Here is a 22,491-nt window from a genome sequence, read left to right on the forward strand (position 1 = left end):
TTTGGTCTTCCTTTCGATCCGGCAGCTCAGCCCTGCGTCGCTGCGGCAAATGCCGAACGGGACTTGATGCGGTCAAACCAGGCTTCAAGGTTCGGCATTGCCGGGCGATCCAGTGGGAAATTCAGGCAACGGCCGACGACCGGTGCCAGCGCGATATCCGCCAGCGTCAGCTTGTCCAAGGCGAAGAATTCCTTGCCTGCCATGTGCTTATCCAGGATGGTCATCTGCGCATGCAGGTCCTTGATCTGACCTGCGAATTCCGGCGGCCGTTCGCTGGCCTCCAGTTTCGACCCCTTGAACGCCGCAAGGTAGCCGGCGTTGATCGCGGCCAGCAGGAAATCCATCCAACGTTCCACTTGTGTCGATTCCGCAGGGGTTGCTCCGGTCAACTGCGGCGCCTGCGTCACGGCGAGATAGCGCAGGATGGTGTTGGACTCCCAGATCACAGCATCGCCGTCGATCACCGTCGGTACCTTGGCCGTGGGGTTCATCGCCAAGTATTCGTCCGTCTTGGTGTTCTCGAACAAACGGCCATAGTCCTCGCGCTCGTATGCAATACCGGCCTCTTCCAAGAGAAACAGGACTTTCTGCACGTTGCCGGATGTCTTGCGGCCCAGTACCTTGATCATTTTTGAGTTCCTTCGTTTGTGGTCAGGTTTGTCGGATCATCGCCGCACGGACGCGAGCGGTAGAAAAACAGTGCGGCCAGCACGAGAGCCGCGATGACGTTGCAGGCCGCGGCCCAATCGCCCAGCGTCGCCGGCAACAGCAGCGCCGCACCGGACAAACAGAACCCGGCGCGCCGCGGCCATGACAGCAATCCGCGCAGGAACCCAGCCGAGCCGATCGCAACTGCCGCAGTTCCGACCAGCGCGGTGATTGCCGCCAGCGCCGTTTCAATCAGCGGTCCCTGCAACAACAGCGCGGGCGAAAAGGCAAAGAGAATGGGCACGATATAGGCCACCCAAGCCAAGCCAACGGCACAAAAACAGGTACGCCAGACGCCACTCTGGGCAATGCGCGCCGCCGTTATCGAGGCCAGTGCCACCGGGGGTGTCAGCATCGACATCATGCCGAAATAGAGAATGAACAGATGTGCCTGCAGCCCGCTCAGCCCTACTTCGGTCAGGGCCGGGGCCAGCAGAGTGGCGAGCACCACATAAACCGCAACCGTCGGCATGCCCATACCGAACACAATCGAGATGACCGCGACCAGAAGCAGCAGCATCAGCTTGTTGCCGCCACTGACAGCGATAGCGTCGGCGGCCACCGAAAAGCCGAGCCCGGTCAGGCTGACAAGGCCGATAATCATCCCCGCCGCTGCCGTGATCAACAACAGCGGTGCCGCAGCACGTCCAGCGGCGATCATTGCGACGATCAACTGCTCCGGTGTCAGGCGGCGGCCTTCGTAGGGGCGCAGCATGGCGACCGCCGCAAGGCTGAGCACTGCCGCCAGCGCGGCCAGTTCAGGGCGGGTTTGATTAAAGAACAAAACTGCAAACATCACGATGAACGGCACAAAGAAATGGGCCCCATCCCGGATGGCCCGGCCCAGCGATGGCAGGTCTTCGGTGTGCAGCCCCGCGATGCCACGCCGCGCGGCAATCCGGTCAACCTGCATGAAGAGAGCGGTGAAATACAGAATAGCGGGCAGCGCCGCCGCTTTCGCAACCTCAAAATACGGGATCTGCAGGAAGTCCGCCATGACAAAGGCCGCCGCACCCATGACCGGGGGCAAAAGTTGCCCTCCGGTCGAGGCAGCGGCCTCGAGTGCGGCGGCAGTCTCCGGGGGGAGTCCTGTGCGTTTCATAAGGGGTATGGTCACGATCCCCGTGCCCGCGACGTTGGACACGGCATTGCCCGAGATCGTCCCGAACAGCGCCGAGGCACCGACGGCGGCTTTGGCGCTGCCCCCGCGATAGCGGCCAAACAACGCCAGGCTGAGACGGGTCATGTAGTCGCCGCCGCCGGACAGGCGCAGCAATTCGCCAAACAGGATAAATGGGATCACGATCTGTACCGCTACCCGCAGGGGCAGGCCCAGGATCGAGTTCGGATCAGCCAGCATATAGACTGCCCATCGGTCCGCCTGTGTCGTGGGCAGGCCCAGAAACCCGCCCCAGATAGCGAGCGCGGAAAAGACCAGAACGATGACCACGATGGCCAGTCCCAACTGCCGCCAGACAAACAGGAGAACACCACCAATGACTGCAAAGCTGATCAGAACCAGCCAAGTGGGTCGCATCATCGACAGCACCTGCAATTGCGGGAACCGCCATGCGATCACACCTAAAGCGGCAAGCAGACCCAGCCCGACCACCAACCCAAGCGTGGCCCGCCGCCAGACGGGTCCATCGACAGACAGCGCGATGCCCGCCAAGGCAAGCGCGAGCCCGAGGGCGACGGCCAGAGGTTGTTCCTGAAACAGGGCCACGCCGAACTTGCCCGGTACATCGAGAACCCACCCCAACGACACCGCCACCAGACCAACCGCCAGCGCCGCGCCCAACCAGGTCAGGGACCGTGAAAGGGCGTCGGGACTGGCCGGAGCCGGGTGGGCGGGAGTGGTCATTTCCGAACTGCTCCCGCGATCAATCGCTGCCCAGAACCGCTTGGGCGGCCGGATGGTGCGGCAAGTCATAGATGCGCCCCAGTGCTTCGGGCGTCAAAGCGGACAGGACCTTGTACTTGGCCGCGATTTCGACCGCGTTATCACGCAGGGTTGTGGCAATCTTGGCGACGGTTTCATCGTCCAGCCTGGCCCGCGCGACCAGAACATAGTCATAGGCCAAAACCTGGGTGTCGGACCCGATCCCGACGACACCGGCATCCCCGGACACCGGAAACACATAGGCCTCGGGTACAACCGCCTGCATGCGCGCCACCGCTTCGGGGGCATCATCAAGTGGCAACCACGCGATCCCGCCCAATGCGGCATCCGCCTCGACCACCTTGCCGGCCCGCAGCGCGAACAATGTCGCGTCAACCTTACCGTCAATCAGCGCCGCGACACCGGCACCGACGCTGGTAACGGGTACCTTGGTGACATCATCACCGGTCAACCCGCCATTGGCCAGAACCCCTAGGACATAGGGCTGAAGGCTGGCTTGTGCCGGCAATCCCCACGCCACCTTTCGCCCCTTGAGATCTGCAATTGACGAAATCCCGCTGTCCTTGGCAACCATCAGGGCGACCGGGCTGGGCAAGAGCGGTGCGACGATACGCAGTTGATCCTGCGCCAAGCCCTCGAACGGACCCTTGCCGCGCACCGCATCACCCAGATCGGGCATCACAACCGCCGCAACGTCCAGATCGCCGGAGCCTAGGAGTGGCAAGAATGCAGTCGCGCCGCCAAAGGACTGCACGCTGGCGTCAAGCCCGGCGCGTTCGGACAACTCCTGCGCTATGGCAGCATTGACGCCATAATTCTGTGATCCCTGCTGACCCGCCCCAAAACGCAGATCCTGCGCGGTTGCCGTCGTGGCAAGGCCAAGAAACACCGCTGCTGCGGCAAAGTTTGCACGAATGGTCATTTCGATCTTCCCTGTTCGTTGAAGATAATCCCTGGATGTCCGGGCGGGGTTTTCCCCTTGTCCCGAGAGCCTGCTGGCCGTCAGAGCGGCTTGTAGATAATGGCCTCCATCTCAATCAGAACGTTGATGGCCGCACTGCCCTGAACTGTTGTCCGAGCCAGAACCGCACCTTCAAAATGTTTCTTGAAAACTGAATTGTAGCGTCCGAAATCGCGCATATCCTCGAGATATGTCGTAACCCGGCAGACATCCTGCAGGGTTGCCCCTTCTTCAGCGATCAGGCGCTCGATGGCCTTGATCGTGCCCTCGGTTTCGATCTCGATCGAGCCTGTGATCATGTTTCCGTCCGCGTCCTTGGACACTTGCCCGGACACATAGATATAGTCACCGGCCCGAACCGCCGGATGAAATGGCAGGTTCGGGTTCTTCTTGCCGATGGCATAGTGTTTTTCGGATTTCTTGGTCATGTTGGTCTTTCGTGAGTGGTGGTAATCAGAAAACGGTGGTTTCGATAATGTCGACACCGTTGACACGATCGATCAGGTAGACAATGCCGCGATCGTCGATGGTCACATCGTTCGACGAAGGCCGCGCTGCGCCGGGGGCTGCCTTGGGCAGGAAATGCCCCACTTCGGTTGGGTTGAACGGATCGGCGATATCGACCAACCGCAAACCCTGCGCGAACCAAGCAAACGGGACGATCGTGCCCGACACCCGCTCGGATGGCTGATGACAGCCCGTCATCGGTTCCTGCGGCCGACCGTCCACGTCTAGCCCGGGCACTTGCCAGGTGGATATGGGAGTCGGCACCGTTTCATCCGTGATATCGTAGATCCACGTAAAGGCCGGGGCCGAAGGATAGAGTTTGGCGACATCCTCATCGGCCACCACCATGATATCGCGCCCCTTGATCGGGCTCGCCATCGGCAGACAGGTGTGGGTCGGATGCGGAAAAGCTCCACTGGTATTGAACCGCGATATCAACTTGGGGTTGGCCATGTCCGAAATGTCGAGAATGAACAGCCCCTCGTGCCAATAGCTGACATATAGGCGGTTGCCGCGCCGGATCGGGTGATGGCAGCGGGGCACAACACCGTGCAGCCAGTTGCCCTCTTCGCCGCCAGCCAGATGCTGCCCCGGCACCCACCAGCGCCCGACCTCGACCGGATTGGTCGGGTCGATCAGATCCAGGATCATGACTATATTGCCGACATATCCCTCGACCGTAGGCGAGATATAGGCATAGCGCCCGTCAAAGTCATAGCGGTGCACGCCACGCCCACCGGTGGTCCATTTACCGATCATCCGGGGATCAGCCGGCTTGGTCACGTCATAAACCGCCATGCCTCCGCCGAATTCCCAATCACCGTCGGGACCCAGCTTTTCGTGGTTCACCACCATGAGTCCGTCAGACGAAACCCGGACCTTGTGTGAATGCCATCCATCGGGAACGTCGATACGGGCGATCACCTTGGGATCGCGCGGGTCCGCGACATCGACAATCGTCGTGCCGCTGGGATTGCGCATATGCCCGATGTACAGCGTAGTGCCTTCGACCCAGACCTGACCGCCACCGGGGCAATCCACATGCGACAGCAATTTCGTGTTGCGCGACAAACCCATCTCAGTACCCCGTGTTCCGTCCATGTTTCCCCCCGGCCCTTACAGGTACCGCACCACATCGCCGGCCGCAGTTTGCCCCCAACGCTTGTACAGTGACAATTTCTTCAAAGTGGGCTCATCGCTGGCGACGAACATGTAGACAGGTTGACTGTCAGAGCCGTTGTGATGCTCACACCATGCGCCACCCGGCACCGCCAATGTATCGAACTGTTTCCAGTCATAGCGTTCGCCGTCGATGATCGAATATCCCGTCCCCTCGAACGGCGCGACCAACAGGCTCGCGGTCTGGCGAAGCGGCAGGGTCTTTTCGCCCGGGCGCAGCATCTGGGCAAAGAAGGTGATGGTCTTGAAGACGGCCCCCCCGCGTGTCGGGTCGGTGTATTCGACCATCAGTGCCTCGTGCGGGTCACCGTCGATATCCTTGAAGCGATCGAAAATTTCCATCATCGCTTCCCACCGGTAAACATACATCGGCGAACTCAACCCGCCGCCACGCATGTTGTCGACCCAGCGCGGCAACAACCCACCCTGTCCGTATGTCGCCGCCGAATAATCCGATGGATACTTGGCAGTCTGAACCTTTTTCTGAACCTCTACGCCATCCTCGATCTCGGTGTATTTGTGATCGAAATGGATCGCGTTGAGAGTCTCAACCAGCGGCAAGTCCAGAACAGACAGGTTGACGGCTTGCTCGTCACCGACGGTGCCGTGGTTATGCCAGGCATCGTTGGGCGTCAGCACCATGTCGCCGGGTCCAAACACGACATCCTCGCCTTCGACTCCTGTGAAATTGCCCTTGCCGGTCAGACCAAAGCGAATCGCACTCGGGCTGTGCTTGTGCGGCGGCATGATTTCGTTGGGATCATTTAAACGATAGGCCGTGTACATGGTCGAAACCGTTGCGCGCTTGGGATTGAGACCGGGGTTCACCAGCACCAGCGAACGACGCTCGCTGTCATCCATGCTGATCAGTTCGGCCGAGGTCTTGAGCAGCGGCGCGATGTCGTTCTCATAGCTCCAGTGGTAAGGAATGGCCCGCGTTGTCGCCATCAACTGGCGGACCTCGTCATTCGTCACATCATCCGACGTCGCCCAAAATGGAAACATATTGCGTGCCGAAATGGCGTCATACATATCGCGCAGCGCCTTTTCCTTGTTGCTGAGTGAAAGTGTTTCGGTCGCATCAGAAGGCATCGATCAATTCCCTGAGTTTCATGATTCTGCCATAACGTTAGCATGCAAAATTACCATTACAAGCTTTTTGGTCTTTTTTTTGGTTTATTGGTTTGAAAGGATGCGACAGCCCGGCCAGAAGAGCAAAACCTCCAATAATTTCATATTTTTATAGACATATGAGCAGACTCGCGCTCACTAAAGGGGCGCGACACATCTCTAAGACGAGTACGCCGAACCAAATAAGAACTTATGGTCACGTCGATCCACCCAAACGCAGCCCCAACTGACACGCAGTCAGGTCGCTTTCCCTCGGATCAGGTCCGCAGCCCTCTCCGCGATCATCAGCACCGCTGCATTGATGTTGCCGTTTGGCAGGTCCGGCATCACCGACGCGTCCACAACGCGCAATCTCGATACGCCCTTGACCAACAGATCTGGCGTCACGACGCTGGCCTCATCGGCTTCGTCGCCCATGCGACAAGTTCCCGCCGGATGATGTACCGTAATTGCCGTCTTGCGGATATAGGCATCCACAGCTTCGCGAGACACGCAATCCTTCCCGGGTGCGGATTCAGCCTTTACAAAAGGCGCCATTGCCGGCGTTGCCGCCAGATCGCGTGCGATATCGAATGCCTCGCGCACGACCTGCCAATCATGGTCCACTGACAGGAAGTTCTGCCTGATGATGGGCGCCTCGGTCGGATCATCCGAACGCAAAGTGACCTGCCCGCGCGCCTCGGGCCGGGTCAGGACCAGCCGGGTTGCAAAGCCATCCTGAAACGGCTGCTTGAAGGGCTTCATGTAGGGCCAGGCCGCCAGCGGGGCCGCCGTAAACAGGATTTGTATGTCCGGGACATCGATCGCCAGCGAACTGCGCAGGAAAGCAGTGATTCCGCCGGGAACATCTCCCGAAAATCCATTCCCCGTCATATAGGTCCGCACCAGGTCAGGAACGATCCGATCATAGCGCATCATCGAATGGAACGGACCCGGTTCCTTGCGGTCATACATCAGAATGATTGACACGTGGTCTTGCAGATTGCGCCCGACTCCTCGCAATGGAACGGCTGTCTCGATACCGTGCGGGGTCAATTCTTCGGGATCTCCAATACCTGAGATCATCAATAATTGCGGGGTGTTGATGACACCGGCGGTCAGGATCACTTCCTTGGCGGCCCGCACAGTGGCCACCTTGTTACCCTTGCGATACCGCACGCCAGTCGCCCGTCCGCCTTGCATTTCGATCCGTTCGGCCAGCGCCCCGGTCATCACTGTCAAGTTCGGCCGCTTGAGCGCCGGGCGAAGGTATGCGTTGGCGGCGCTGGCCCGCCGACCGCGATTGATCGACATCTGCAACCTAGCAAACCCCTCCTGACGCTCACCATTGTAGTCATCGGTCCAGCCATGCGCGTTGCGCCCCACCTCGCCAAAGGCATCGACCAACGGGTCGTCGTAAGCGCAGAATTGGGTTCCCAATGGCCCCACGCCACCGCGCCACGCATCCGCACCACCGGACCAGCTTTCCTGACGCTTGAAGTATGGCAGCACCGAATTCGCCCCCCATGCTCCCATGCCGGGAGCCGCCGCCCATCGGGCAAAATCGCCGCGATTACCCCGCACATAAGCCATCGCATTTGTCGAGGAACACCCCCCTACCACCCTGCCGCGCGCGCACTCTACGGCACGACCATCCACGGCATCTTCGGGTTCGCAGAAATAGCCCCAGTCGTGACGACGCTCTTTGAAGATCATGCCCCAGCCCAGCGGAATGTGGATCAGCGGATCGCGATCCCATCCTCCCGCTTCGAGCACCAAAACACGGTTACTCCCGTCAGAACTCAACCGATTGGCCAGAACACAGCCCGCAGACCCCGCCCCGACGATGATGTAGTCATATTCCAAAACCCACGCTCCCGTCATTTTCGGCACAGAATCCCGTCGCATGCGGGGACCAAAATTCGAACCTGCCCGAACGAACCACTATAAGACCATTTGTGTCAATGGTCTTGATATTTGGTCTGGCAATCGCTACAAATAGAAGAGTAGGCTGCTGCAAATGAAGCATTCCGCAGCACCACGCGAAATAACAACTAAGGTGGTCGATTGCCCCAAGACGCAACAAACCCCGACGGCACAGACGCTGGAAATCTGTCGCCTGACGCGCTCAAGGAACTGCTGCTCGAGATGGGCGGTCCCGATCAGGACTTGCCGTCCGAGCGTCAACTTTCAAGCGATCTTAACGTGCCCCGGTCGCGATTGCGACGCGTGCTGGCCGAATTGCGTGCCAAAGGCGATTTGCCCCCAGCCCAAGTCGGTCGCAAATCGCACCGCAGGGACAATAGCCATATCGACGATCTGGTCAGTGTTGCGAATCCGACCGACGTTATTGAATTGCGCATGATCCTGGAGCCGCAATTCGCCCGTCTCGCCGCGATCCGCGCATCAGGCAATGAGATCAAGCGCATTCAGCGCCATGCCGAAAGTCGCAAGGGCGAAGATTATGGCGCGGCAGACCTTGCCTTTCACCGCGAACTTGCCGGCGCTTCGCGAAATCCGCTGGCGCAGGAACTTTATGACCTGTTGCGGCAGGTTGGCACCGACAGCCGCGTTCGACTGGCCCGGACCGGCCCGCCCTGCCCCAAGCGGCGTGCTGAACGGGACAAGGAACACCAGCAGATCGGGCAGGCAGTGGCAGATCGCGACCCGGATCGCGCCGAGGCACTGATGCGGGCCCACCTCGTCAACGTGCGTCGGGTGATCGAGAACCGGATGCAAACATTTACCGCCGCCGACCCCGCTGAAATGACACGGCAATAGGATAGAAGATATTGTCGCAAAGTTTCCGTTGCGGTGAAGGTCGCTCGACTAGCGGACACACCTATCCATCGAGTGCTGCGAACGGCGCGAAGCCAGACTGGTCGAACTGACCTTTCCGGATCATATGCGCGACTTCGATCCCGGCAAGAGTAGCCGAAGCTGAATTCAGCGATTTGAAGGTCTGGATCGGCCCGGTAAGTTTCTCGATGAACCGGTGGTCCTGTTCAATGATGTTCACTCTCGGGCAAACAGGGTTACCCTGCCGTGCCGCGGTTGAGATATTTCGTGCGCCTGACGGCGATCGACCAACACCAACCGTACATCACGAGCAGGCCGTTCATATTGAACAGACCCACCGTCTTCGATCCGCTCTTGTCGATAACAACTTTGTCTGGCCAGCCGTTTTTACCGATGGCTTTCGCGAAAAACGCGGTGGCTGCGGCTTCGTCGCGACGCTCCGACAGCATGAAATCAAGGGTGTTTCCCCGCTTGTCGATTGCCGGGTACAAATAGGTCCGCTTGCCTTTGACTTTGACATAGGTCTCATCCGTTCGCCAGGATCGGCCGGTGGGGGCTTTCCGGCGGCGGGCCTCTTCGGCAATCGCGCCCGCGTTTCCCGCCCCAAATCATCGCTCATGCGGTCTGGTTGTACGTCCGGTACAATCTGAGCCCGGCCGCTTTCGCCTCCCGCTGCGCCAATAGATCGGACATATCCGGATAGGACAACGGCAACCTGCGATAGTATTGGACCGCGAGAAGAATCGCGCCGCATGGAGACCGATGGCCTTTGGGCGGATTCCGGCGCATCCAGACCTCCATTAAATTTTCAAGCATGGCCAGTATCATGGTTTCCGGTTGACCGACGCAGCAGTCCCCGATGCAGGACCTTCTGCGAAATCCGGAAACTCCCGGCGACGGTGCGTTTTTTCCAAAGGACGTCTCCCCGGGTCAGGACGCCGGCGTGTCGCTCTGGCGGGCGCCGCGCAGCGCGCCTTCGAAGAAATTCGCCACCGTGGCCCGCACCGTGGCTTCCACGTCGATCTCCAGCGGAATGTTGTAGACGAATTTCCGGATGGCGATGTAGAACACCGCACCGTGCAGCCCCCAGAAAAGCTCGATCTCTTCGGGGGCGGGCCCACCTGAGATATCCGGGGTTTCGGGGGTACCGCGGGACGCGCGCAGCTCCAGAGCCGCCGGCTCGATGATCTTTGAGCGGATGACGTCGAGATAGCGTTCGGTCAGCCCGTAGGATTTCAGCCCCGAAGACACAAAGATTCGGACCCAGTCATACTCGAAGACCCGTTCGGCATAGGCGACATAGAACTGCGTCATGCGCTCTGACAGCGGACGGTCGCGATCAAGGATCAGCTGTTCCCACTCCGGGTTCCAGCGCTTCAGGTAGACATGATCGTAGACCCGCTCGATCAGCGCATCCTTGCTGTCGAAGTGGCGATAGATCACCGCATGTGACACCCCCATCCGCTTGGCAAGCTCGCGCGTCTGGCCCTCGAATCCCATTTCCGCAAAGAACCGTACGGCTTCCTCCACGATCAGCTTTTCGCGCTCTTCGGCGCGCATGTTCTTGCGGCGCGGGCGCGCGCCTTCGGTCTTTGGGTCTGACGTCATGCGATGCCTCTTTTTGTGCGGCAGGATAGCGGAGTTCGCAAAAGTAACCAAGTGATCATTTTTTTCTTGACCTGTGTCCGGCGCGGTGGTTTAGACAAGTAACCAATTGGTCACTTTGACCGGAAAGCTTTCGACCGGGGAGGGGGGAAAGTGAAACTACCAGCGTTCGAATACCTGCGCGCACGCAGCCCGGAAGAGGCCTGGCAACTCCATTCCGAGGTGGAAGGCGATGCGGTATACCTGTCGGGTGGACACAGTGTGGTGCCGTCGATGGCGCTGCGTCTTCAGGCACCGTCCCGGCTGATCGACATCTCCGGGATAGCCGATCTTCACGGTATCGCGGTGCAGGGCGAGGTGCTGCGCATCGGCGCGATGACCCGCCATGCCGAGGTGATGGACAACCCGCTTGTCGCACGCCACGCACCGCTGCTCGCGCTGGCCGCGCCGCATGTGGCACATCCTGCGATCCGCAACCGTGGCACCCTCGGTGGCAATCTGGCGCTGGCCGACCCAGCTTCGGAGTTTCCCGCGGCGGTGCTGGCCCTGCGCGCCAAGATCGAGATCATGGGCCCCGAAGGCCGCAGACATGTCCCCGCCGACGATTTCTTTCTCGATCTCTATGAGACCGCCCTCGCCCCCGGCGAGATCCTGGCCGCGGTTCACGTCCCCCTGCCGCCGGCCGACCGGGTGTTTGCCTTTGACGAAATCGCGCGGCGCCGGGGCGATTACGCCATGGTCGGCGTCGCGGCACAGGCCGATCTAGAGGAGGGCGTGGTCGTCGATGCCTCGATCGCGCTTTTCTCGGTGGGGTTCACCCCGGTGCGGGCCACGGCGGCGCAGGCGGCGCTGATCGGTGCGCCGCTGTCGCCCGAGAGCCTTGCGCGCGCCCAAGCCAGCCTGGCCGAAGACCTCGATCCGCCGGATGATCCGGGCTTTCCCGCGCCCCGCCGCCTGCAACTTGCGCGCGTCCTTCTGGGGCGCGTGCTGAACCGGATGGAGACCCGGCCATGAAGGTCCTCGTAAACACCATCGTCAACGGCGCCCCGGTGCAAGAGGCCGTGACGCCGCGCAGCAGCCTTGCGGATTTCCTGCGCGACGATCTGGGCCTCACCGGCACCCATCTGGGCTGCGAGATGGGGGCCTGCGGTGCCTGTCTGGTGCTGCTTGACGGGGCGCCGGTGCATGCCTGCCTCGTGCTGGCGGTACAGGCCGAGGGCGGCAGGATCGAGACCATCGAGGGCCTGACCGAAACCGGGGCGGTCGCCGACCTGCAAGAGAGCTTCCACGACCGCAACGCGCTGCAATGCGGCTATTGCACCAGCGGCATGCTGATGAGCGCGCAGGCGCTGCTGGCGCGCAACGCGGCGCCCTCGCGCGACGAGATCCGCGATGCGCTCTCGGGCAACTACTGCCGCTGCACCGGCTACGAGGCGATCGTCGATGCCATCGCCGCCACCGGCCGGGCGCGGGCCGTGACCGCCGCGCCGGCCAACACGGAGGCGGCGGAATGACCCTGCATATCGGCCAGCCCCAGCGCCGCGAAAACGCCCGCCGCCATCTGGCCGGGCGCGGGCGCTTTGTCAGCGATCTTGCGCTGCCGCGAATGCTGCACGCGGTCTTCGTGCGCAGCCCGATGGCCAAGGGGCGGATCCTCGGGATCGACATCGAGGCGGCTTCGCTTTGCCCCGGCGTCGTCCGCATCTTCACCGCTGCGGATCTGAACCCGCGCTGCCAGCCCTGGGTCGGCACGTTGGATCACTTCGCGGGCATGCAGAGTCCGCCGATGAACATCCTCGCCGAGGAGTCGGTGCTCTGGACCGGCCATCCGGTCGCGATGATCCTCGCGCGCAGCCGCGCCGAGGCCGAGGATGCCGCCGACCGAGTACTGGTGGATATCGAGGACGCAGAGCCGGTGACCGGCGGCGTCCCGGTGCTGCAGCCGGGTGCCGCGCGGGCCAACGATGCCGCCGACAGCAACCTGTGCTACGAGGCGCTGCTCCAGACGCCGGACGTGGACCGGGCCTTTGCCGGTGCGGCGCATGTGGTCGAGGCGGGTTTCACCTTCGGGCGGCATACCGCAGTGACGCTCGAGCCGCGCGCGGTGGTGGCCGATTACGATCCCTCCAGCGGGGCGCTGACGGTGCATCAAGGCACCCAGACCCCCTATCAGTTTCAGGATGTCTACGCGCGGCACTTCGGGCTGCCCGAAGGCAAGGTCCGGGTCATCGCCCCGGATGTGGGCGGCTCCTTCGGGATGAAGCTGCATGTCTATAACGAAGAGATGGGCGCCGTCGCGGCCAGCCTGATCCTCGGGCGCCCGGTGCGCTATGTGGCGGACCGGCTGGAAAGCTTCGTCTCCGACATCCACGCGCGCGACCATGACGTGTACGGCCGGATGGCGGTGGCAGCGGATGGCACGATCCTCGCCATGGAAATCGACGACCTGACCCGGATCGGCGCGGTCTCGGCCTATCCGCGCACCAGCGCCGCCGAAGGCAACCAGGTGATCCGCCTGATGGGCGCGCCCTACCGGATGGCCGACTATCGCGGAAAGCTCTCGGTCGCCTTTCAGAACAAGGTACAGACCAGCCAATACCGCGCAGTGGGCCACCCCATCGCCTGTGCCGTCACCGAGGCGCTGGTCGAGCGCGCGGCAGAAGCCACCGGCTGCGACTCGTTCGAGATCCGCGCCCGCAACCTCATCGCCGACGACGCCTATCCGCATGTCTCGGCGACCGGTTACCAGTTCGAGAAATTGTCGCATCAGGCCTGTCTTGCCCGCCTGCGCGGGATGATGGACCCCGGCGCCCTGCGCGCCGAACAGGCGGCGCTGCGCGCGCGCGGCATCTATCGCGGCTTCGGCATTGCCTCTTTTGTCGAGATCACCAACCCCGGCGCGACCTTCTATGGCGTCGGCGGGGCGCGAATCTCGGCCCAGGACGGGGCAGTGGTGCGGATGCTGCCCTCGGGCGACATCCACTGCGCGATCTCCGTCACCGAACAGGGACAGGGCACCGAGACGATCATTGCACAGGTCGTGGCCGACCAGCTGGGGGTTGTCCCCGAACGGGTGAGCGTCACCACCGGCGATACCGCGACCACGCCCAGCGGCGGTGCCACCTGGGCCTGCCGCGGTGCCGGCATTGGCGGCGAGACCGCGCTGCGCGCCGGGCGGCAGCTGCGCGACCGTATTCTGACGCTGGCCGGTGCCTTGGTGCAGACCGATCCCGCGACATTACGTCTGGCCGGGGGCGCGGTGGTCGATGCCGCCACCGGCGCGCCGCGCATAGCGCTGGAAGAGATCGGGCGGATCGCCACCTACCGCCCCGACACGCTGCCCGACGGGATCGACCATTCCCTGACCGTCGCGCATCACTTCGCGCCCGGGGGCTATCCGTTCGATTTCACCAACGGCATTCAGGGCAGCCTCGTCGAGGTGGATGTGGAAACCGGCCTCGTGACGCTCTTGAAGCACTGGGTGGTCGAGGACTGCGGCCGCATCATCAACCCGCTGCTGGTTGACGAACAGATCCGCGGCGGCGTGGTACAGGGGCTCGGCCCCGCCTTCTTCGAAGAATGCCAGTATGACGCGGACGGGCAGCTGACCAATGGCTCGCTGGCCGATTACCTCGTGCCGATGGCGGTGGAGATGCCCGATATCAAGATCGCCCATATCGAGACGCCGACACAGGACACCATCCTCGGCGCCAAGGGCGTCGGCGAAGCCGGCACCGCCGCCGCCGGTGCCGCCGCGATGAACGCGGTGAACGACGCTTTGCGCCCCTTCGGCGCCTGTCTCACCCAGACCCCGATGACCCCGCTGCGTATCCTCGATGCGCTGGATGCAGCCCGACAGGAAAGGACCGCCCCATGAAGCTCGAAGGAGAGCAGTTTCTGAACGCCGACCCGATGACCGTCTGGGCCGCGCTCTTTGATCGCGAAGTGCTGGCCGCAGCCATTCCGGGCTGCGAAAGCCTCGATCAGATCAGTGACACCGAATTCGCCGCCGTGGTAAAGCTGAAGGTCGGCCCGGTCTCGGCGCGCTTCAAGGGCGACGTGGTGCTCAGCGACATCGTGCCGGGGCAATCCTGCATCCTGTCGGGCAAGGGCGCGGGCGGGATCGCCGGGTTTGCCAAGGGCGCGGCGCAGGTCACTCTGACACCCGAAGGCACGGGCGTGCGGCTGCGCTATGACGCGGATGTCGCGGTGGGCGGCAAGCTCGCCTCGCTCGGCAGCCGGCTGATCAAATCCACGGCGCAAAAGCTGACCGGCGCCTTTTTCACCAACCTGTCCGAGATTCTGGCGGCGCCAGAGGCGGTCGGACCGGCATGAACCGTTTCCGCGGCGCGCGCCGCGGAACAGTGCGCAAAACAAGACACATCTCTGGGAGGAGGATACCAATGACCACAACACGCAGAGCCTTTCTGGCCACCACTTCGGCGGCGCTTGCCGTGCCGTTCCTGAACACCCGCAGCATCGCGGCTGACACCATCTCGATCCAGATCGGATCGAGCCACCCGACCAACAACATCTGGGTCTACGCCATGCAGAACGCGCTGCAACCGGCGCTGGACAAGCTGCTGGCTGACGCCGGCGGCGACTATACCGTGAGCTGGAACGAGAATTACGGCGGCACGCTCTACAAGTTCAAGGACACGCGCGCCGCAGTGCGCGACGGCATCGTCGACGTCGGCATGGTGGGCACGGTCTGGGAAGGCTCGGCCATGCCGCTGCAGAACGTGACCTACTTCACTCCCTTCGCCAACGCCGACCACACTGTCACCATCGACATCTTCGACAAGCTGACCGAAGAGCTGCCCGAGCTGCGCGCCGGCTGGACCGATCAGAACATGGTGCATCTGTCCTCGCTGGTGACCGACAGCTACGACGTCTATGCCACCTTTCCGATCTCTTCAGTCGATGACATCGCCAACCGCCGCCTGAACGCGCCGGGCACCTCGGCAAACTGGCTGGCTGGCACCGGCTGCTCGCCGGTCGACGGCGCGCTGACCACCTATTACACCGATATCCAGACCGGTGTGTCCGAGGGCACGCTGTCATTTGCCAGCGGCATCCAGCCGACCCGGGTCTACGAGGTCGCACCGCATCTGTCGCGCGTGGGCTTCGGATCGATGTATTTCGGCGGGATCGCAGTGAACAAGCGTTTCTTCGACCGCGCGCCCGCGCCGGTGCAGGCGGCCCTGAAAGAGGCCGGGCGGATCACCTCGCGCGCCCATGGGGCGTATATCACCAAGCGCGCGACCGAGGCGATGACCGAGATGAAAGCCGCCGGGCTGCAGGTGACCGAGATGGCCAGCGCCGAACGCGAACGCTGGGCGGCCACGCTGCCCAATGTCGCAAAACCCTGGCTCGATGCCAATGGCGCACCGGCGACCGCAGTGCTCAAGGCCTATTTCGCCGAACTCCAGGCCCGTGGCATCGCCCCGGCGCGCGATTGGACCGCCGGACTCTAAGCCCGGTGTCACGCCCGGACGAGCAACACAAGGGAGGCCCCATGCAACGCGCCACATCATCCGCCCCCGGCCAGCCTGCGCTGCTGCGCGGGCTGGCCCTGGCCCTGAACGCCATGGCGGCGGTCGGTGCCTTGTGGATCTTCGCGATCATGATGCTGATCGTCGCTGACGTGATCAGCCGCAACCTCCTTGCCACGCCGATCATCGGCGTGGCCGAAATATCAGCCCGCTCGGTCGGGGCCATCGTCTTTCTGCTATTGCCCCCGGCGGCGCTGAACGGCACGCTGATCCGATCGGATTTCCTGTTGCGCGGGATCGAGCGGCTGTCACCGCGCGCCGTGCATCTGCTCGACACCCTGTTCGCGCTTGCCGGGGCGGGGATCTTTGCGCTGGTGGCAATCGCCGCCTGGCCTGACACCCGTGATGCCTGGGTCAGTTCAGATTTCTTCGGGGTGCGCGGTGTCTGGACGCTGCCGACGGTGCCCTTTCACCTGCTGGTGGTGATCGGCGCCGCCGCCACCAGCCTTGCCTTCACCGTCGTGGCCGCGCAATGCGCCATGAAACTTCGCACGCCCGGGAGGCGCCTGTCATGAGCAACATCACCATCGGGCTGATCCTTGTCGGCGTGCTCTTTGCGCTGGTGCTGCTGGGGATGCGCATCGCCATCGCGCTGATGGTCGTGGCCTTCGCCGGGGTCTGGATCATACGCGACAATTTCGACCTGTCGATGCGGCTGATGTCGATCGCCGCCTACAACGGCGTGGCCAGCTATCTCTTTGCCACCATTCCCCTGTTCGTGCTGATGGGGCATCTGGTCAGTATCTCGAACGTCGGCAAAGATACCTTCGATGTGGCCGAGGCCGGGCTGCGGCGTCTGCTCGGCGGGCTCGGCGTGGCGACAGTGGCCGCGAACACCGTCTTTGCCGCAGTCACCGGGGTCTCGATCGCCTCGGCGGCGGTGTTTACCAAGGTCGCGGTGCCCGAAATGACCCGCCACGGCTATGCCCCGTCCTTTTCCGCCGGGACGGTCGCCGGCAGCTCGGTGCTGGGCATGCTGATCCCGCCGAGCCTGCTGCTGATCATCTATGGTGTCCTCGCCGAGCAATCGATCGGACGGATGTTCATCGCCGGCCTCGTACCTGGGGCGCTGCTGGCCGGCGGCTTCGTGCTGTGGATCCTGATCGCAGCGAAATTCGCGCCGGGGCTGGTCTTTGCCAAGCCGGAGGTCCCGGGCGCGCAGGCCCAGCAACAGGACCGGGAAAGCTACCCGCAGATGGCGCTGCCGGAGATCCTGCGCAAGATCGCGCCCATCGTGGTGCTGGTTACCTTCGTGCTGGGCGGGCTCTACAGCGGCGTCTTCACCCCCACCGAGGCCGGCGGCGTCGGCGCGTTTGCCGCCCTGGTGATCGCGCTTCTGCGGCGCAGCCTCGACCTGCGGCGGTGCTGGGCGGTGCTGCAGGAAACCGGCACGATCTCGGTCGGCATTCTGGCGCTGCTGGTCGCTGCGGGGTTCTACAGCCAGATGCTGGCGGTCGCCGGCATCCCCTCGGCCATCGGGGCGTTTGTCACCGGCAGCGGCTTCGGTCCGGTCGGGTTTCTTGTGGTCTATGTCCTGCTGGTGCTGCTTCTGGGGATGATCCTCGACAGCAGTTCGATTCTTCTGATCGTGGTGCCCATCGCCGCGCCGATCGCGCAGGGGCTCGGCTACGATCTGATCCAGTTCGGCATCATCACCGTGATTGCCGTCGAGGTCGGGTTGCTCACACCCCCCTTCGGGATATCGATCTTTACCGTGCATGCGACGCTCGGCGACCGCAACGTGAGCTTGGAGTCGATTTTCGCAGGTGCCCTGCCGTATGTCACGGTCATGCTGGCCGTGCTGGTCCTGATCGCCGCCTTTCCGCAACTGATCATCGGCTGAGGACAAGTTGTCACGTCAACCGGGCGACGATTGTTCGTGCGGGTTTCGGCATGGTTCGGACCGATGCAAACCCCGTCGCTCCGCGACAAGCGCCCCGTTTTCCGCCCAAGATCATCGCTCGTGCCGTCCGGTTGTAGGTCCGGTACAATATCAGCCTGCGCGAGGTTGAAGAACTGCCGCCAGAGCGCGGCATCGGCGTGCCATATGAAAGCATCCGGCGCTGGACTGTAAAATCTGGACCGCCGATTGCCGGAACCCCGTCGCCATCGGCTGTTCATCGTCCAACAGACCTTGTTTGGTGTTCGCCTTCTGCACCGGAATGGCCGCCACATCCAGCGCGCGCCGCCATTCCTCAACCGTACGATCGGCGATCATTTTTTCAAGTATGCAGTAGATCTCTTCGGAATACCGCATACGGGTGGCCGGATTGGCATATCGCGGATCGTCGTTCTGATCTTCACGCCCGGCAATGCGGAACATGTCCTGCCAGCTTTACGAGGTTCAGGGCAGCACCGCAAAACCCCAGACGCCACATGAAACGAGCTGGTCCTGTCCGCCATGATCGTCGGCACAAAGCACGGCGCCGATGACCTCGGATTGTGTCGGGAGGATGGCAATACCATCAGCATTATTGTACCCAATCAGGGATTAAGACCGAAATACAGCGCCCCCAACTCGCCCAATGTGCCGTCCTCCCGTGCGCCTACGATCTCTACCGTGATGTCTTTTCGCAATTGGCTGTTCCTCATCAGGCCAAAGCCGTATTTCTCAGGGCTGAACACGGCCCCGACAACGTCGAGGGGTTCGCCCGGATTTTTTTGGGCATAATATTCCAACACGGGCTTGTCACCAATCACGGCCTGGACCTCGCCATCAAGCAATGCCTCGGCGGCCGCAGACACCTTGGGATAGGCAATGGTGGTCAGACCATTGTTTATTGCAAAGGTCTCGGCTGTACTGCCTTCGACGACGGCGACATCAAGACCCGGCAGGTCCGCGACACTGCGGATACTGTTCTTGATGCTCAGCGTTGTCATGACACTGGTAACCGAGGATGTAACGAAAGCGACGACCACCATTCCGAAGACCAGCCAGAAACCTTGCCACATCTTACCCAGCCAACCGAATAGGTTTTTGCGTTTCGGAGGTTTTCCGGACGTCGCCACGGTCATGACGGTATAGAAACTCTCGGCGAATCCATCGCGAAATGCCGTCGGAAATGCCTTGTCGAACTTGCGATCGAACAGTGTGAATCCGATTGAAGCAGCAAGGATCGCGAAGGCCAACCAGGCATAGGCGCGCAAGAAACCTGAGTCCTTTAGCCCCATGAAAAGGTTCCAGAAACTGGAGCTCGCGCTGTCGGTAACCATCACTCGCAGACCGGAATCATACCACGGCTGGGTAAAATCGAGACGTGCAGCGCGTTCCTGGGTAATTGTCAGGTTGCTGACAGCAACATCAATGTCGCCGGTGGTTGCCGCTTCCAGCATCTCACGAACCGTATCGAATTCGAGATACTCGAACCGATATCCCAAATCTTCGGCCACCCTTTCCCACAAGTCGACCGCAAAGCCCGTATAGGCGCCGTCCTCTGACATCACAAACGGCGGGCTATCATGTATTCCGACAACCAGCGGCGCTTGCTCAACCTGAGCGGATGCAAGCGTGGCGGCGATTGCCAGAAAAAGGGAGATAGCAAACAAGCGTGTCCGTGAGGGCAGTCTCACAAGCGTAAAGAATATCGACAACTTTCGGTTACCTTGTTGTTCCGTTGAAAGGCCGGGCGTTCATCAGGGGCTGCGTTCAGGGAAGGTTGGAAATGGTCAGGAACGATCGAAAGACGACAATTCGAATGCCGCCCTTCCCGATCATTATTCGGCCCATTTCTAAAGAAAACGTGCTCATGAACAAAATACCCACCAAAAGAGCAACGCGTTCACGGTCCAATCCAAAAGTCAGATGCCGGACAATAGCGACCGAGAGGCGCGAAACCGTCCGTCATCATGGTCTTTACGAAAGGGCAGTCTCTTTCGTATCGGTGCGTCCGCGCCGGTGTCTGACGGGCGATGTAACGGTCCTCTATTCGCGTTCTGGTGGGTGACCGATCAAGTCGCACACACCGTGATTTCAACGCGGCCAAACGTGACATTTCCGGCAATGTTCTGTTTGGCCGCGTTGCGCGGTCCTCGTTTTACCAAGGACCTATGACGATTGCCTCACCGGATTGATGCGGTTTTCGATCGCTTGCTTCACTGTTCGCTCCGCCATACATCCGATGACATTTTGACCGCGCCGATGGTATCAGCGATCGACATGTGTGGCTCCTTCACGATTGCCCCGAAGCCCATCGTACATGGCGTGCAGGAAGTATTCTGCCTGCGATGGGCTAGCGGAGAACGGCGCTGAACCTGCATGTGCTTTGCGTGTGTCCTTTGCGGCGTCAAAGACCACGGCTCCATCCTTGATTGTCGTCAGAACCTGAAGATCAGAAAGCGTTTCAGGATCGACCGCCGTGGGATCCTGAGACAACAGCACGAAATCGGCGATTTTTCCGGTGGTGATGGTTCCCTTGTCCGCCTCTTCGAAATGCTGCCATGCAGGCCAGATCGTCATTGCCTTGAGCGCGGTCATCACGTCGACCCGCTGACGCGGCCCCAAAATGTCGCCGGACCGCGTCCGGCGGGTGACGGTGGCTGACAGAAGGCGCATGCTGTCGGGCAAAGCCACGGGCGCGTCATGGTGGGTGGCGAACATCATCCCACGGTCTCGCGCCCAGCCGGTTGGCGAAATGTTGTCGGCGTTGACCGGCCCGACGGTGTGTTCGCGGTGCCAATCGCCCCAAAAGAAGGTGTGCATCGGAAACAGCGAAAGAAACACGCCCTGCTTCTGATAGCTTTCAATCTGATCTTCGCGCATGAACTGACCGTGGAGCAGAACGGGACGATTGCCGGGATCGCCGTATTTCTCCTTCGCCGCGCCAATCGCCGCGATCAGCATGTCCGAGGCACCTTCGCCATTGGCATGAGCAATGACCTGAATCCCGTTTTCATAGCACCAGTTCACAGCTTTCTGCACCTGATCCATCGTCGCCGAAGAATAGCCGGCATAGCCAGCCGGATAGTCGCCGACCGGGGCATAATAGGGCCGGTCGCGCAGCGCGGTGAAGCCCTGAGGGGAGCCGTCAATGGTGACTTTGCACCCTCCGACCCGTACATTTCCGGAATAGGCAAGCGAGACGTTGTCGCCGATAAAGTCCCGCTCCTCGAACGCATCGGGATAGGCCACTACATCTATCGGCAGTTCCCCCTTTGCGTCGATACTGCGCAGGGCTTCCACAATACCTTTTGTGGAGCGACCGTCCTGCGCCGTTGTGAATCCATAGCTCGCCCAGAGCTGTGAACCTGCGCGCGCAAACGTGGCAAGCCCGTCTTCGCCGAGCTGTCCCAGCATCGGAACGATCGTGTTGATAAAGGCGTATTCCTCAAGAACGCCGTTTGGCGTACCATCCGCCTCGCGTCGGATCACCCCACCTTCGGGGTCCGGGGTAGAGGCATCGATCCCGGCCAGTTCCAGCGCCTTGGAGTTTGCAACGCCGATATGACTGGATTGGTGAACGATGATGATCGGCACATCCGTTGACACCGCGTCCAGTTCCTCGCGTGTGGGGTGGCGCAGTTCTGCAAGCTGGGCGTTGTCATATCCAAAGCCGACGATCATGTTGGCGCTTTCGACCGCCTTCTTGTTGTCCTTGGCCCATTTTCGCAACACATCCTGCAGACTGGCGATATCGGTCACATCGCCATCGGGAGGTGACAGCAGGTTCGCGGAAAGCGCCTGCAATCCGCCCAGGACCACATGCCCGTGACTGTCGATAAACCCTGGCAGCATCGCGCGCCCGTTCAGATCAAAGTTCTCGGTGGCCTCGCCGCGATGCTGCTCGATCGCGTCCAATGCACCCACGGCCAGAATCCGACCGTCCTTGACCGCCACCGCCTCGGCGTTGGGCTGGTCGTCGTCAATGGTCAGGATCGGACCGCCGGAATAGATGGTATCGGCGATCTCCTGCGCCGATACCACGCTGCCGGCAAGCAGGACGCTGGCCATCAGAGCGCCGCGTAGGGATAGAGTCTTCATGTAATATCTCCTGTTAGGATACGAAGGGGTGAATTGCATCCGGCAGTCTGAAAGTGCCGAAATATGAGGGCGCCCGACCTGGAAAGGACGCCTTATGTCATGAGCTTCTGCAGAAGATCGTGCCGCGTTCGGCCTGAAACGCGACACGACCGGCCGACCCGGGGCTGGGCCCTGCGACCACCGCCGC

The 22,491-nt window shown here is 61.7% G+C and carries 18 protein-coding genes and 3 pseudogenes; 9 read left to right on the forward strand and 12 right to left on the reverse strand.

Going from position 1 to position 22,491, the window contains the following annotated elements:
- Positions 1–26: 26 nt before the first annotated feature.
- The 7 genes from NANH_RS0123130 to NANH_RS0123160 all read right to left on the reverse strand — a co-directional run bounded on the left by NANH_RS0123130 (position 27) and on the right by NANH_RS0123160 (position 8,234).
- Positions 27–629 carry a glutathione S-transferase family protein gene (locus NANH_RS0123130; RefSeq protein ID WP_027264166.1) on the reverse strand — a complete coding sequence of 201 codons (603 nt, stop codon included), beginning with the start codon at positions 627–629 and terminating at the stop codon, positions 27–29.
- Entirely contained in the window at positions 626–2,572 is a 1,947-nt protein-coding gene (locus tag NANH_RS27070; RefSeq protein ID WP_161631386.1) for a TRAP transporter permease, read from the reverse strand. Before NANH_RS27070 ends, NANH_RS0123130 begins: the two co-directional genes overlap by 4 nt.
- Positions 2,573–2,591: 19 nt before the next feature.
- Positions 2,592–3,533 (reverse strand): TAXI family TRAP transporter solute-binding subunit, encoded by a 942-nt coding sequence (locus NANH_RS0123140; protein ID WP_027264167.1) that lies wholly within the window; start codon positions 3,531–3,533, stop codon positions 2,592–2,594.
- 80 nt (positions 3,534–3,613) lie between these two features.
- Entirely contained in the window at positions 3,614–4,000 is a 387-nt protein-coding gene (locus NANH_RS0123145; protein ID WP_027264168.1) for a RidA family protein, read from the reverse strand.
- Between the two features lie 25 nt (positions 4,001–4,025).
- Positions 4,026–5,180 (reverse strand): LVIVD repeat-containing protein, encoded by a 1,155-nt coding sequence (locus tag NANH_RS0123150; protein ID WP_211237110.1) that lies wholly within the window; start codon positions 5,178–5,180, stop codon positions 4,026–4,028.
- Between the two features lie 15 nt (positions 5,181–5,195).
- Entirely contained in the window at positions 5,196–6,350 is a 1,155-nt protein-coding gene (locus tag NANH_RS0123155) for a cupin domain-containing protein (RefSeq protein ID WP_027264170.1), read from the reverse strand.
- A gap of 276 nt (positions 6,351–6,626) precedes the next feature.
- Positions 6,627–8,234 (reverse strand): GMC family oxidoreductase, encoded by a 1,608-nt coding sequence (locus NANH_RS0123160; RefSeq protein ID WP_211237111.1) that lies wholly within the window; start codon positions 8,232–8,234, stop codon positions 6,627–6,629.
- A 201-nt stretch (positions 8,235–8,435) separates the two neighbouring features.
- Here NANH_RS0123160 and NANH_RS27075 point away from each other — a divergent pair, with 201 nt between their 5' ends.
- The gene (locus tag NANH_RS27075; RefSeq protein WP_051372578.1) at positions 8,436–9,149 is read left to right on the forward strand and encodes a FadR/GntR family transcriptional regulator; all 714 of its coding nucleotides are present in this window, start codon (positions 8,436–8,438) and stop codon (positions 9,147–9,149) included.
- A gap of 61 nt (positions 9,150–9,210) precedes the next feature.
- Here NANH_RS27075 and NANH_RS29875 read toward each other — a convergent pair.
- Positions 9,211–9,956 (reverse strand): annotated as a pseudogene (locus NANH_RS29875) (IS6 family transposase).
- 141 nt (positions 9,957–10,097) lie between these two features.
- On the reverse strand, positions 10,098–10,775 hold the full coding sequence (locus tag NANH_RS27085) for a TetR/AcrR family transcriptional regulator (RefSeq protein ID WP_211237112.1): 678 nt from the start codon (positions 10,773–10,775) through the stop codon (positions 10,098–10,100).
- A 150-nt stretch (positions 10,776–10,925) separates the two neighbouring features.
- Here NANH_RS27085 and NANH_RS0123190 point away from each other — a divergent pair, with 150 nt between their 5' ends.
- From NANH_RS0123190 to NANH_RS29920, 8 genes and pseudogenes are all read left to right on the forward strand, one after another.
- Positions 10,926–11,786 (forward strand): FAD binding domain-containing protein, encoded by an 861-nt coding sequence (locus tag NANH_RS0123190; protein WP_027264173.1) that lies wholly within the window; start codon positions 10,926–10,928, stop codon positions 11,784–11,786.
- A complete protein-coding gene (locus tag NANH_RS27090; RefSeq protein WP_036050269.1) occupies positions 11,783–12,286 on the forward strand; it encodes a (2Fe-2S)-binding protein in 504 nt (167 codons plus the stop codon). The genes NANH_RS0123190 and NANH_RS27090 overlap by 4 nt, the downstream gene beginning before the upstream one ends.
- A complete protein-coding gene (locus NANH_RS0123200) occupies positions 12,283–14,649 on the forward strand; it encodes a xanthine dehydrogenase family protein molybdopterin-binding subunit (protein WP_027264174.1) in 2,367 nt (788 codons plus the stop codon). Before NANH_RS27090 ends, NANH_RS0123200 begins: the two co-directional genes overlap by 4 nt.
- Entirely contained in the window at positions 14,646–15,107 is a 462-nt protein-coding gene (locus NANH_RS0123205; protein ID WP_027264175.1) for a CoxG family protein, read from the forward strand. The genes NANH_RS0123200 and NANH_RS0123205 overlap by 4 nt, the downstream gene beginning before the upstream one ends.
- A gap of 68 nt (positions 15,108–15,175) precedes the next feature.
- The gene (locus NANH_RS0123210) at positions 15,176–16,249 is read left to right on the forward strand and encodes a C4-dicarboxylate TRAP transporter substrate-binding protein (protein ID WP_027264176.1); all 1,074 of its coding nucleotides are present in this window, start codon (positions 15,176–15,178) and stop codon (positions 16,247–16,249) included.
- A gap of 41 nt (positions 16,250–16,290) precedes the next feature.
- Complete coding sequence (locus tag NANH_RS27095; protein ID WP_074920584.1) at positions 16,291–16,842, forward strand: TRAP transporter small permease subunit; 552 nt, start codon at positions 16,291–16,293, stop codon at positions 16,840–16,842.
- Entirely contained in the window at positions 16,839–18,170 is a 1,332-nt protein-coding gene (locus NANH_RS0123220) for a TRAP transporter large permease (RefSeq protein WP_027264177.1), read from the forward strand. Before NANH_RS27095 ends, NANH_RS0123220 begins: the two co-directional genes overlap by 4 nt.
- A gap of 50 nt (positions 18,171–18,220) precedes the next feature.
- Positions 18,221–18,421, forward strand: a pseudogene (locus NANH_RS29920) (hypothetical protein); the annotation flags it as partial.
- A gap of 55 nt (positions 18,422–18,476) precedes the next feature.
- Here NANH_RS29920 and NANH_RS29925 read toward each other — a convergent pair.
- The 3 genes and pseudogenes from NANH_RS29925 to NANH_RS27100 all read right to left on the reverse strand — a co-directional run.
- Positions 18,477–18,650, reverse strand: a pseudogene (locus NANH_RS29925) (CoA transferase); the annotation flags it as partial.
- Positions 18,651–18,811: 161 nt separating this feature from the next.
- Entirely contained in the window at positions 18,812–19,918 is a 1,107-nt protein-coding gene (locus NANH_RS0123230) for a transporter substrate-binding domain-containing protein (protein WP_211237113.1), read from the reverse strand.
- Positions 19,919–20,471: 553 nt separating this feature from the next.
- On the reverse strand, positions 20,472–22,304 hold the full coding sequence (locus NANH_RS27100; protein ID WP_051372581.1) for an amidohydrolase: 1,833 nt from the start codon (positions 22,302–22,304) through the stop codon (positions 20,472–20,474).
- Between the last annotated feature and the right edge of the window lie 187 nt (positions 22,305–22,491).

The organism is Sedimentitalea nanhaiensis DSM 24252 (assembly GCF_000473225.1).
Classification (GTDB): domain Bacteria; phylum Pseudomonadota; class Alphaproteobacteria; order Rhodobacterales; family Rhodobacteraceae; genus Sedimentitalea; species Sedimentitalea nanhaiensis.